Source organism: Staphylococcus sp. 510 (genome assembly GCF_057219715.1).
Genome location: NZ_JBXVVK010000008.1, coordinates 82,688 through 96,594 on the forward strand (window position 1 = coordinate 82,688; position 13,907 = coordinate 96,594).

The 13,907-nt window shown below is 34.6% G+C and carries 10 protein-coding genes and 1 pseudogene; all 11 read left to right on the top strand.

Annotation, left to right across the window (positions count from 1 at the left end):
- The first annotated feature begins 309 nt into the window (after positions 1 to 309).
- The 11 genes and pseudogenes from AC2D8K_RS07770 (at position 310) to nreC (ending at position 13,592) form a co-directional block, all read left to right on the top strand.
- A complete protein-coding gene (locus AC2D8K_RS07770) occupies positions 310 to 1,032 on the top strand; it encodes a sirohydrochlorin chelatase (protein WP_002450342.1) in 723 nt (240 codons plus the stop codon).
- 69 nt (positions 1,033 to 1,101) lie between these two features.
- Positions 1,102 to 3,507 (top strand): annotated as a pseudogene (nirB, locus tag AC2D8K_RS07775) (nitrite reductase large subunit NirB).
- A gap of 2 nt (positions 3,508 to 3,509) precedes the next feature.
- Positions 3,510 to 3,824 (top strand): nitrite reductase small subunit NirD, encoded by a 315-nt coding sequence (nirD, locus tag AC2D8K_RS07780; RefSeq protein ID WP_002450340.1) that lies wholly within the window; start codon positions 3,510 to 3,512, stop codon positions 3,822 to 3,824.
- Entirely contained in the window at positions 3,815 to 4,741 is a 927-nt protein-coding gene (gene cobA, locus AC2D8K_RS07785; protein WP_002450339.1) for a uroporphyrinogen-III C-methyltransferase, read from the top strand. The genes nirD and cobA overlap by 10 nt, the downstream gene beginning before the upstream one ends.
- A gap of 177 nt (positions 4,742 to 4,918) precedes the next feature.
- Complete coding sequence (locus AC2D8K_RS07790; protein WP_484698400.1) at positions 4,919 to 8,602, top strand: nitrate reductase subunit alpha; 3,684 nt, start codon at positions 4,919 to 4,921, stop codon at positions 8,600 to 8,602.
- Positions 8,592 to 10,145 (top strand): nitrate reductase subunit beta, encoded by a 1,554-nt coding sequence (narH, locus tag AC2D8K_RS07795; RefSeq protein WP_207023732.1) that lies wholly within the window; start codon positions 8,592 to 8,594, stop codon positions 10,143 to 10,145. Before AC2D8K_RS07790 ends, narH begins: the two co-directional genes overlap by 11 nt.
- On the top strand, positions 10,138 to 10,713 hold the full coding sequence (narJ, locus tag AC2D8K_RS07800) for a nitrate reductase molybdenum cofactor assembly chaperone (RefSeq protein WP_002450336.1): 576 nt from the start codon (positions 10,138 to 10,140) through the stop codon (positions 10,711 to 10,713). The genes narH and narJ overlap by 8 nt, the downstream gene beginning before the upstream one ends.
- On the top strand, positions 10,706 to 11,383 hold the full coding sequence (gene narI, locus AC2D8K_RS07805; protein WP_002450335.1) for a respiratory nitrate reductase subunit gamma: 678 nt from the start codon (positions 10,706 to 10,708) through the stop codon (positions 11,381 to 11,383). The genes narJ and narI overlap by 8 nt, the downstream gene beginning before the upstream one ends.
- Before the next feature lie 21 nt (positions 11,384 to 11,404).
- Complete coding sequence (gene nreA / locus AC2D8K_RS07810; protein ID WP_002450334.1) at positions 11,405 to 11,857, top strand: nitrate respiration regulation accessory nitrate sensor NreA; 453 nt, start codon at positions 11,405 to 11,407, stop codon at positions 11,855 to 11,857.
- 9 nt (positions 11,858 to 11,866) lie between these two features.
- Positions 11,867 to 12,898 carry a nitrate respiration regulation sensor histidine kinase NreB gene (nreB, locus tag AC2D8K_RS07815; protein ID WP_484698403.1) on the top strand — a complete coding sequence of 344 codons (1,032 nt, stop codon included), beginning with the start codon at positions 11,867 to 11,869 and terminating at the stop codon, positions 12,896 to 12,898.
- 22 nt (positions 12,899 to 12,920) lie between these two features.
- Positions 12,921 to 13,592: a nitrate respiration regulation response regulator NreC gene (gene nreC / locus AC2D8K_RS07820; RefSeq protein ID WP_484698405.1), complete on the top strand. Its 672-nt coding sequence runs from the start codon at positions 12,921 to 12,923 to the stop codon at positions 13,590 to 13,592.
- Positions 13,593 to 13,907: the final 315 nt, after the last annotated feature.

Consider the following 13,907-nt stretch of genomic DNA (forward strand, 5'->3'; position numbering starts at 1 on the left):
TGACTCCTCTCTGTTTTCTAATCATGAAAATTTACTAAGTCGTTAATAAGGCATGTACGCATTGCATCGTTATGTATTTGAAATAGGTGCTGATTGAAGTAGTACATATATTAACCACCAATATTTTAATTATATATCTTATTACATGTAATTTAAATCTTTATACATCTCTTTTTGTAAAGTTAAATATTTATATATTTAGTTCATAGAACCTTTATAAGGGGATTCCCTAATTTTCGCTAAAAATGTGAATTTAATCACAAAAGTAATATGAATTAGTTTACAATTCAAGTTGAAAGGATTGGTATTATGGTAGGCAACATTTTAGTGGCACATGGAATGAGAAAAGGAAATCAAAATAAAGCCTTAGAAGAATTCATTACAACCTTGCTTAAAGATGAAGAGTACCATTATGAATTAGCATTTTTAGAGAGTGACACGCAGAGTTTGGAAATTACAATGGAAAAGATGATCGAAAAAGGAATCACACAATTTAGAATCGTACCGTTGCTAATTTTTAGAGCGATGCATTATATTGGCGATATTCCAAACATATTATCAGAGATGAAAGAAAAGTATCCGCATATTTCAAGTCAAATGAGTGAACCATTAGGCACACATCCTTATATGAAATCACTAGTAGAAAGAAGAATTGACGATGTGCAGCTAGTCGATCAATCATCCAAAACAGCAACAGTTATCATTGCACACGGTAATGGAAGTGGCCGTTTTACAAAAGCACATGATGAACTTAAAGCATTTGTGAAAACAATTGATTCGGATCGACCTGTTTATGCAAGAGCCTTATACGGCGATTTAACATTTAGAAATGATTTAGATGAGATATCAAAACAATATGATGAATTAATCATCGTGCCACTCTTTTTATTTGATGGAAGATTGGTCAATAAAGTAAAACGACTCATTGATGACATGGCTATTCATTGTATATTACACATCACACCGTCAATCAATTTTGATGACACATTGAGACTCATTATTCGAGAACGTCTAGAAGCACTCCGATTTTAAAAATTAAGACATGTGCCTTTATATCCAATCCTTTAAATAACTTATCTTAAGTGATAAAGGGGCATATATATGACTAAGAACAAATTAGTGATGATAGGAAATGGCATGGCTGGTTTGAGAACAATCGAAGAAATTTTGGATAGAGATCCGCAACGTTTTGAAATTACCATTATAGGTAAAGAAGACTACCCAAATTATAATAGAATCATGTTATCTAATATTTTACAAAATAAAATGACTGTGGAAGAAACCATCATGAATTCATATGACTGGTACGCAGAACATGATATTAAATTGATTAATAACGATCCAGTGACGATATTAGATAGAGCAAATAAGACCGTTATAACTGAGAGTGGGCAATCATTTGAGTATGATCAATGTATAATTGCAACAGGTTCAAAGGCATTCGTATTACCTATTCCAGGGTCTGATTTACCGAGTGTTATTGGATGGCGAACAATTGATGATACTAAACGCATGATGGAGATAGCTCAAACTAAACAAAAAGCGATTGTTATAGGCGGGGGCCTTTTAGGATTAGAATGTGCTAGAGGATTATTAGACCAAGGCATGGAAGTAACCGTGATACATTTAGCAGAATGGCTTATGGAAATGCAACTGGATCGAAAAGCAGGTCAAATGCTAAAAAATGATTTAGAACAACAAGGCATGCGCTTTTAATTACAAGCGAATACGCAAGAAATTCTTGGTGATAAAGATGTTGAGGCTGTTAGATTAGCAGATGGACGTGTGCTAGAAGCTGATTTAGTAGTTATGGCAGTAGGTATTAGACCTTATACTGAGGTAGCTAAAGCAGCAGGATTAGAGGTCAATAGAGGTATTATCGTTAATGCATATATGCAAACAAGTGATCCAAATATCTTTGCTGTGGGTGAATGCGCAGAATGTGAAGGTAAAGTATATGGTTTAGTGGCACCATTATATGAGCAAGGTATCGTTCTAGCAGATTATTTAACACAAAAAGAAACTAATGGTTACCATGGCTCCACTACATTTACATCTTTAAAGGTATCAGGATGTGATTTATATAGTGCAGGTACCATTGAAGAAACTGAAGATATTCATGGTATAGAAATATTTAATAGTATCGATAATCATTATAAAAAAGTATTTTTAAAAGACGGTGAAGTTGTCGGTGTAGTGCTATATGGTAATACAGATGATGGCTCTCGATTCTATAATATGATGAAAAAACATGAATCTATCGAAGACTATACGTTAGTCTCTTTATTAACAAAAGGTGGAGAAGATGCCAATGTATCCATTGAGGATATGGCAGATGATGAAACAATATGTGGCTGTAATGGTGTTAATAAAGGCACAATTGTAGAAGAAATTACTAAAAATGGACTAACATCTGTTGCTGAAGTAACAAAAATGACTAAAGCAGGAAATTCGTGTGGGAAATGTAAAGGGCAAATCGCAGATATTCTACAATATGCTTTAGGCGATGATTTTGTAGCATCCAAACCAACTGGTATATGCGCTTGTACAGATTTATCACGTGATCAAATTGTTACTCAAATTAGAGCCAAAGGACTCAAAACATCTAAAGAAGTGAGACATGTACTCAACTTCAAAGATAAAAATGGTTGCCCGAAATGTCGCCCAGCTATCAACTATTATTTGAACATGATTTATCCATATGAGCATAAAGATGAAAAGGAATCACGATTCGCAAATGAACGCTATCATGCAAATATTCAAAATGACGGTACATTTTCCGTTATTCCTCAAATGCGCGGTGGTGTTACAGATGCAGATCAACTTATTAGATTGGGAGAAGTCGCTAAAAAATATAATGTACCACTTGTCAAAGTGACTGGCTCTCAACGTGTGGGATTATATGGATTGAAAAAAGAAGAACTTCCAAGCGTATGGGAAGACTTAGGCATGCGTTCAGCTTCGGCATATGGTAAAAAAACACGTTCAGTTAAAAGTTGTGTAGGTAAAGAATTCTGTAGATTTGGAACACAATATACTACTCAACTTGGTATTAGATTAGAGAAGACATTTGAATATATTGATACACCTCATAAATTCAAAATGGGGGTGTCAGGTTGCCCTAGAAGCTGTGTAGAATCTGGTGTTAAAGATTTTGGTGTAATATCTGTAGAAAACGGTTTTCAACTCTATATCGGTGGCAATGGCGGTACTGAAGTAACAAAAGGACAATTACTAACAACTGTAGAAACAGAAGATGAAGTGATTCGTATTTGTGGCGCATTGATGCAATATTATCGTGAAACGGGAATCTATTCTGAAAGAACTGCGCCATGGTTAGAACGTCTTGGCTTTGAAAATGTGAAAGAAGTATTGTTAGATCCCGAACGTCAACAAGCACTTTTCGATAGAGTGATGGAAGCGAAACAAGCGATTCAAGATGAACCTTGGCAAGCAATCGTAAATGATAAAGCATCACAAAAAAACTTTGAAGTTGAGAGGGTTTAATCATGAAAAATATGCAGAAAATTAAAGTGTCTCGTATAGATGAGTTAACACCACTAATTGGTAAAAAAGTATTCGTAAACGATAAAGAGATTGGTTTGTTTTTAACAAATGAGGGTGAGATATTTGCAGTTAATAATATTTGTCCCCATAAGGAAGGCCCTTTGTCAGAAGGTACTGTAAGTGGAAGTTATGTTTATTGTCCATTACATGATCAAAAAATTGACCTTAAGACAGGTAATGTGCAGGAGCCAGATACTGGTTGTGTAAAAACATATCCAGTAGAAATCATAGATGGAGATATATTTATATGTCTATAAATGAATACGGAACTGTCTACTTAGTAGGTGCAGGTCCAGGTAACCCTAGCTTATTAACTAAAAGAGCACAACGGCTCATTGAAAATGCTGATATCATATTATATGACAGATTGGTTAATCCCTTTATCTTACAATATGCTAAGCCAGAAATAGAAATTGTTGATGTTGGTAAGAAACCATATACTAAGCATATTCAACAAGAAAGCATTAATCAAAAAACGATTGAAGCTGCAAGTAAACATCATCATGTGGTTAGACTTAAAGGTGGCGATCCCGCTATATTTGGACGAGTCCAAGAAGAAGTTGAAGCATTAAATAAGCTGAATATCGACTTTGAAATTGTGCCTGGTGTAACATCGGCAAGTGCAGCAGCGCAATCCATGAACTTAGGTCTAACGATGAGGAGTATAGCTAAAAACGTCACTTTTTCAACAGGTCATTTTAAAGATTCAAAAGATAATGACATTGATATTAGTACATTATTAAATAAAGGAACGCTAGCAGTTTATATGGGGGTTAAACGATTACCTAGAATTATTAAGCAAATCAGACAATATACATCTTATGATTACCCAATTGCTATTGTCTTTCGTGCATCACTTTTTGATGAGAAAATATTGACTGGAAATATCAGTAATATTGAGCAAAAGTTAACCCAATATAATGTAGAAGGATTACCAGGTATTTGTATCATTGGAGATATCATCAACTATTCACTACCTCAAAATAAGGCTAAGCATACAGAAATCATATATATTGTAAAAGGGAATAGAAATCACGCATTGGAAAAATGTGAATTATTATATGAACAAGGTTATGGATCCATGATTGAAGTAGATGAGACGTATCATTATTCTCAACAAGCATTATACAAATCAGTACTAAAGCAGTATGCACATCAATTTATTGAAATATAAATCCACAATGAATATTAACTATAACGCAGTGTCTATCTAGAATAGGCACTGCTTTTTTGTAGGGAATTTATAAGTGCAATTAGGACATTCCCTAATATATAAATATTGTGAAAAAATGTACAATCTAATTGAAAAGTTAGGAACGCATATATGAAGTAAAGGTCTAGGAGGATACTTATGGGGAAATTTGGATTAAATTTTTTTAAGCCAACTGAAAAGTTTAATGGTAATTGGTCAGTACTTGAAAGTAAAAGCAGAGAATGGGAAAAAATGTACCGTGAACGATGGAGTCACGACAAAGAAGTGAGAACAACACACGGCGTGAATTGCACTGGATCATGTTCATGGAAAGTTTTTGTTAAGAATGGCGTCATTACTTGGGAAAATCAACAAACAGATTATCTTAGTTGTGGTCCAGAAATGCCGGAATATGAACCAAGAGGATGTCCTAGAGGTGCATCATTTTCATGGTATGAATATAGTCCATTAAGAGTTAAATATCCCTATATCAGAGGTCAACTTTTAGAATTATGGCAAGAAGCACTTGAAGAAAATCATGGAAACAAAATAGCTGCATGGGCATCTATTGTAGAAGATGAAGAAAAAGCAAAACGTTATAAACAAGCACGTGGTATGGGTGGTCATGTAAGATCAAATTGGAAAGATGTAACTGATATTATTGCTGCTCAATTATTATATACCATCAAAAAGGACGGTCCAGATAGAATAGCTGGATTCACACCTATTCCAGCGATGTCTATGGTGAGCTATGCAGCTGGCGCACGATTCATTAATTTATTAGGCGGAGAAATGTTAAGTTTTTATGATTGGTATGCTGATTTACCACCAGCATCACCTCAAATTTGGGGAGAACAGACAGATGTTCCTGAATCAAGTGAATGGTATAACGCTGCTTACTTGATTATGTGGGGTTCAAACGTGCCATTAACACGAACACCAGATGCGCACTTTATGACAGAAGTGAGATATAAAGGGACTAAAGTCGTTTCTATCGCGCCGGATTATGCTGAAAATGTAAAATTTGCTGATAATTGGTTAGCACCTAACCCAGGTACTGATGCTGCAGTTGCTCAAGCAATGACACATGTTATTTTACAAGAATATTATATCAACAATCCTAATTCACGATTTATTAATTATGCTAAACAATATACAGATATGCCTTTTGTATTAATGTTAGATCAAGATGACAATGGTTTGAAAGCAGGCCGATTTTTAAGAGCAAGTGATCTTGGACAAGATACAACAAACGGAGAATGGAAGCCTGTGTTATTTGATAACTTATCAAATCAACTAGTTGTTCCAAATGGCACGATGGGACAACGTTGGGAAGATGGTAAACAATGGAATCTTAAATTAGAAGATGAAGATGGCAATGTTATTCAACCTAGTTTATCCATGGATGAAAGCGATTTTGAATTACAACAAATTCAATTTCCATATTTTGATAGCAATGGTGATGGTGTCTTTGAACGCCCTATACCTACTAAGAAGATTAAATTAGCTAATGGTGATGAAAGATATATTACTACTGTATATGATTTGATGGTTAGTCAATATGGTATCAAACGTTTTAATCATGAATTAGAAGCGACGGGATATGATGATTCGCATTCTAAATATACACCTGCATGGCAGGAAGACATTACAGGTATAAAATCTAGTTTAGTCGTTCAAGTTGCAAAAGAATTTGCCCAAAACGCTATAGACACAGAAGGGCGTTCAATGATCATTATGGGTGCTGGTATCAACCACTGGTTTAATTCCGATACAATTTATCGTTCGATTTTAAATTTAATTATGTTATGTGGCTGTCAAGGAGTAAATGGTGGCGGTTGGGCACACTATGTTGGACAAGAAAAATGTCGACCTATTGAAGGTTGGAATACGATTGCATTTGCTAAAGATTGGCAAGGACCACCTCGTTTACAAAATGGTACAAGTTGGTTCTATTTCGCGACAGATCAATGGAAATATGAAGAATCAAATGTCGATAAATTGAAATCACCTTTAGCGAAACATATTAAACATCAACATCCAGCTGATTACAATGTTACAGCTGCTAAATTAGGTTGGTTACCATCGTATCCTCAGTTTAATAAGAATAGTTTGTTATTCGCAGAAGAAGCTAAAGAAAATGGTGATGATTCAAATGAAGCCATATTAAAACGTGCGATTAATGAAGTGAAAACGAAACAAACAAAATTTGCAGTAGAAGATCCGGATTTAAGAAAAAACCATCCTAAAACATTATTCGTATGGCGTTCTAATTTAATCTCTAGTTCTGCTAAAGGACAAGAATATTTTATGAAACATTTATTAGGTACAAAATCAGGATTATTAGCATCACCAAACGAAGATGATAAACCTGATGAAATTCAATGGCGAGAAGAAACAACAGGTAAATTAGATTTACTCGTATCACTCGATTTTAGAATGACAGCGACGCCATTATATTCGGATATTGTTTTACCAGCAGCAACTTGGTATGAAAAACATGATCTTTCTTCTACTGATATGCATCCTTATGTTCATCCATTTAATCCAGCCATAGATCCATTGTGGGAGTCTCGATCAGATTGGGATATTTATAAAACACTCGCTAAAGCAGTGTCAGAAATGGCGAAGGATTATCTACCAGGTACATATAAAGATGTCGTAACAACACCGTTAGGTCATGATTCCAAACAAGAAATAGCAACACCATTAGGTATCGTAAAAGATTGGTCTAAAGGAGAGATAGATGCCATACCCGGTAAAACCATGCCTAACTTTACAATCGTAGAACGTGACTACACGTTAATTTACGATAAATATGTTTCTGTTGGACCGAAATTAGAGACAGATAATGTAGGGGCACATGGCGTTAGTTTTAGCGTGAAGGAACAATACGAAGAATTAAAAAGTATGCTAGGGACTTGGAATGATAAAGACCCTAATTCTATCAAAAATGATAAACCAAGAATTCACTCTGCTCGAAATGTAGCAGATGCAATGTTGAATATTTCATCTGCTACAAATGGTAAATTATCACAAAAATCTTATCAAGACTTAGAAAAACAAACAGGTATGACGTTAACAGATATTTCAAGTGAACGTGCGTCTGAAAAAATAACATTTTTAAATATTGGTTCTCAACCTAGAGAAGTTATACCAACTGCAGTGTTCCCTGGATCAAATAAAAATGGACGACGTTATTCACCATTTACAACTAATATTGAACGACTCGTTCCTTTTAGAACGTTAACTGGTCGTCAAAGTTACTATATTGATCATGAGGTTTTCCAACAATTTGGAGAAAGTTTACCGATTTACAAACCTACGTTACCGCCAATGGTATTTGGTACTAAGGATAAACAAATTAAAGGTGGCACTGATACTTTAATTCTGCGTTATCTTACACCACATGGTAAATGGAATATTCACTCTATGTATCAAGATAATAAACATATGTTAACGCTATTTAGAGGTGGTCCAACAGTTTGGATTTCTGATGAAGATGCTAAAGAACACAACATTCAGGATAACGATTGGTTAGAAGTATATAACCGAAATGGTGTCGTTACTGCGAGAGCTGTTATTTCACACAGAATGCCTAAAGGTACCATGTTTATGTATCATGCACAAGATAAACATATTCAAACGCCAGGTTCTGAAATTACAGATACTAGAGGTGGATCACATAACGCACCAACACGAATTCATTTGAAACCAACACAGTTAATAGGTGGCTATGCTCAAATTAGTTATCATTTCAATTATTATGGACCAATTGGTAATCAAAGAGATGTATATGTAGCAGTAAGAAAGATGAAGGAGGTCAATTGGCTTGAAGATTAAAGCGCAAATAGCAATGGTGTTGAATTTAGATAAATGTATAGGTTGTCATACTTGTAGCGTTACTTGCAAAAACACATGGACAAATCGACCTGGGGCAGAATATATGTGGTTTAATAATGTTGAAACAAAGCCTGGTACAGGATATCCCAAACGTTGGGAGGATCAAGAGCACTATAAAGGCGGTTGGGTATTGAATCGAAAAGGCAGATTACAACTTAAATCTGGTAGCAAGTGGTCTAAAATAGCCCTTGGAAAAATCTTCTATAATCCTGATATGCCATTAATTCAAGATTATTATGAGCCATGGAATTATAACTATGAGCATTTAACAACAGCTAAGGCAGGTCAACACTCACCAGTAGCAAGAGCTTACTCTGTTATTTCTGGAGAAAAGATGGATATTGAATGGGGACCTAACTGGGAAGATGATTTAGCTGGTGGTCATGTGACTGGACCTAAAGATCCAAATATTCAAAAGATAGAAGAAGATATCAAGTTTCAATTTGATGAAACCTTTATGATGTACCTACCAAGATTGTGTGAACATTGTCTTAATCCAAGTTGTGTTGCATCTTGTCCATCAGGAGCTATGTATAAAAGAGATGAAGATGGTATTGTTTTGATCGACCAAGATGCATGTCGTGGATGGCGTTATTGTATGACTGGATGCCCTTATAAAAAAGTTTATTTTAACTGGAAAACGAATAAGGCCGAAAAATGTACATTTTGCTTCCCTAGAATTGAAGCAGGCATGCCTACAGTCTGCTCAGAAACCTGTACAGGTCGAATGAGATATTTAGGCGTATTATTATATGATGCTGACAGAGTGGAAGAAATGGCGTCGACTGAAAATGAACAAGATTTATATGAAAAACAATTGGAATTATTTTTAGATCCATTTGATGAAGAAGTCATTGCGCAAGCTGAAAAAGATGGTGTCAATCATGAATGGATTGAAGCGGCACAACAGTCACCGATTTATAAATTAGCAATTGAATATAAATTAGCATTCCCATTGCATCCAGAGTATAGAACTATGCCAATGGTGTGGTATTGCCCACCATTAAGCCCAATTATGAGTTATTTTGAAGGTAAAAATTCAGAACAAGATCCGGATATGATTTTCCCTGCCATAGAAGAAATGCGCTTACCGATAGAATATTTGGCGAACATGTTTACAGCCGGTGCTACAAAACCGGTCAAACAAGCACTACAGAAAATGGCTATGATGAGAAGTTATATGAGAGCACAAGTGACTCAAAAAGATTTCGATGTTGAACGTTTAACGCAACTAGGACTTACTGAACGTCAAACGAAAGATATGTATCGATTATTAGGTTTAGCCAAATATGAAGAACGATTTGTGATACCGACGACACATAAAGAAACTTATTTAGATACTTATCACGCTCAAGGTTCGCAAGGTTATGGTGGTGAAAACTTCGGCGTTAATTGTGAAGGATGCGGCGTCGCTGTTGCTACGGACAAATCAGGTCAAGACATTTATAACGAGCGGTTTTATGGAGGGATTTTCCGTGATTAACTTTGACAATTTATATCGATATCAAGACAGTTTAGGATATATCGCAATGCAATTATGCTTCCCTGAGAAAAAGACATTTAATGAAAATATATTTAACGAAGTCATCGATCCTAGTCATCCGGGGTATGAAGACCTAATAGCATTTAGAGAACAGATGATGCAATATACGTTATCTGAAATTCAACAAATATATACAGATACCTTTGATTTTAGCAAAAAAGCACCATTATATATGACCTATAATCAATTCGACACTCAAAAAGAGAGAGGCCAAATGTTAGCAAAACTCAAAGTTTTGTACGAAATGTTTGGATTAAAAATGGTAGATAATGAATTGTCAGATTATCTACCATTGATGCTACAATTTTTACAGACAATAGAATGGCGTGGCGATGAAAGGGCAGAAGAAAATATTCAATTAGTCATCATGATTATTGAAGATGGAACATTTGTAATGGCAAATGAACTTGGAAAACAAAATCATCCATATGGGTACGTAATACAAGCATTAAGAAAGACTTTGAAATTATGTTTAGAAGTACCAGAAGGGGTGGCTCAACATGATTAATCAATTTTTATGGGTCATTTATCCATACTTATGTTTAGCTATATTTATCATAGGACACATTGCAAGATATAAGTATGACCAGTTTTCTTGGACTGCAAAGTCTAGCGAATTAATTGAGAAAAAGAGACTGAAATGGGGAAGCTTGCTATTTCATTTAGGCGTAATTCCAGTTTTCTTTGGACATGTAGTTGGTCTTGTTATACCGAAATATTGGATGGACTCATTAGGGATTGATGAGCATATGTACCATTTTGGAGCAGTCTATATTGGTAGTATTTTTGGTATAATGACGTTAATAGGTATGTTGTTACTTACTGCTAAAAGAATTACAATTAAAAATGTAAGGCGTTTAAGTTCATTTTCGGATATTTTTGTAAATATTCTTTTATTAATTATTATCTTCATGGGATGTTACTCTACAATAGTTACGAATATCATGCATATCGACTTTAATTATCGTGAAACCATTTCAGTATGGTTTAGACAACTCTTTATGTTTAAACCGCACGCAGATTTGATGGCCAATGTACCATTGCAATTTAAATTACATATGGTATTAGGGTTTACCATTTTTGCATGTTGGCCATTTACGCGTTTAGTTCATGTATGGAGTGTACCATTATCGTATACAAGTAGAAGGTACATTATTTATCGAAAAAATAAACTATAGTAATTCAAAGGTGGAAATAGTATGATGCCAGATTCAATGTTCGAAAGCCAAAGTTTTCAAGAAAATATTGATAGAATTAGATTAGAACAAGGTTTTGATTTTGCGGCGTTAGCTTTTTATGAATCAGCGAGCACCTATTCACCTATAAAATGGCAATATGTATCAGGTAACAATAATGATAGATATAAATTGATTATATTACGTAAAGGTCGAGGTCTAGCTGGTAATGTGATGAAAACGGGAAAGAGAATGATCATTGCTAATGTAGATATGGCCTTAACACCTGATGAAAAGGTGAAGTTTCCTATATTATTAAGTGAAAATTTAACGGCGGTCATAGCTATTCCACTTTGGTATCAACAACAGGTGTATGGGGTTATGTTGTTTGGCCAAAGAAATCATAAGCCATTACCAATTAATGTGTATGATATAGATATTTATAAACAATTAGGCATATTTAATGAAGAAATTTAGGTGATTAACTTGACGGTTAATAATGAACAACTTGAAGTGTTGCTAAGACGTTACTTTGAAAGCACAAATGAAAAGATTGTTTTTGTGAATAATAGCGGAAAGATTATAGCAATGAATGAAGCAGCTAAAGAAGTTATTTCGGAAGAAGAAAATTATAGTGCAATGACGAATGCGATTTGTAGACGATGCGAAGGTTACACGAATGAGTATGACGTACAGTCATGTAGAGATTGCTTTTTAGATGTAGCACAACCTCATCATTCACAATTCCAAGTATTTATGAAAACAAAAAACAGAAAAATCGCACCATTTACAGCTTCTTATCAAACCATAGATCCGGTTAAAGGTATTAATGCATTTACATTGCAAGATGTTGCACCTCAAATTGAACGACAAGAAAAAATGAATCAACGCCGAATGATGAGAAAAACAATATTCGCGCAAGAAAATGAACGTAAGCGTATATCTAGAGAACTACATGATAGTGTTATTCAAGAAATGTTGAATATTGATGTTCAATTACGTTTGTTAAAATATCAACAAGATAAAGAGAAAATATTGAATGATGTTAAAAATATTGAAGGTTTAATGTCACAACTCGTTGACGATGTCAGACATCTATCAGTTGAATTGCGTCCTGCATCTTTAGATGATTTAGGATTAGAGGCAGCATTTAAATCTTATTTTAAACAATTCGAAGAAAATTATGGTATGCAAATTAATTATGTTTCTAATATCGTTAATCATCGCTTTGATAGCGAGGTGGAAACCGTCGTGTATCGAGTTGTGCAAGAGGCTGTTTATAATGCTTTAAAATATGCTGGTGTTAGTGAAGTAGAAGTCACTATTCAACAAAATGAACTGACGTTAATCGCTGAAATTATTGATAGAGGACAAGGATTTGATCCGTCTTCCAAACCGAGAGGATCTGGACTAGGGTTATATGGAATGAAAGAGCGATCCGAACTTGTTGGAGGGAATTTAAATATTGAGACGCATATAGGTAAAGGAACGATTATTACTTTAGAAGTACCACTGTAAATTAATTTTTGGGGGAATAATGTTGAAAATAGTTATTGCCGATGATCATGCAGTTGTTAGAACCGGTTTCTCTATGATATTGAACTATCAAGAGGATATGGAAGTAGTTGCTACCGCTGCTGATGGTGTAGAGGCCTATCAAAAAGTTTTGGATTTTAAACCTGATGTACTATTAATGGATTTAAGTATGCCACCAGGTGAATCAGGGCTTATCGCAACGAGTAAAATTCATGAAAGTTTTCCTGAAACAAAGATTTTAATCTTAACAATGTATGATGATGAAGAGTATTTATTTCATGTATTGAGGAACGGTGCGAAAGGTTATATTTTGAAAAACGCACCTGATGAACAACTATTGCTTGCTATTAGAACAGTTTATAATGGTGAGACATATGTTGATATGAAATTGACCACCTCATTAGTGAATGAATTTGTGAATAGTAGTAATCAGGAATATACAGATACATCAGATCCATTCAAAGTGTTATCCAAACGAGAATTAGAGATATTGCCATTAATAGCAAAAGGCTATGGCAATAAAGAAATAGCAGAAAAACTATTTGTATCAGTTAAAACAGTAGAAGCACATAAAACACACATTATGAACAAACTAGAATTAAAATCAAAACCAGAACTCGTAGAATACGCCATGAAAAAGAAACTCCTAGAATTTCAGAGCCCCTTATCGCATTAGCGATTAGGGGCTCTTATGCATTAGCGCAAGCTAAGGCGAACCGAAGAGAAAAATCGCTTTAGCGATTAGGGGCTCTTATGCATTTAAAGAAGTACTTCCATTTTCAATGGTTAGTACTTCTTACGCAGTAGCGAAAGCTACTGTGATCCTTTTTAATAGGGGAATTACATAGTCGAATAAGGGATTATCCTAATGTTCAACTTTTCACAAAGTCGATAAAATCAAATTAAGATTAGTTCTATGTTCATTAATAGAGTTATTGAAGGTCAAACCCGCATAGTACTAATAAATAAATGAATTCGACGAGGGTGAAAA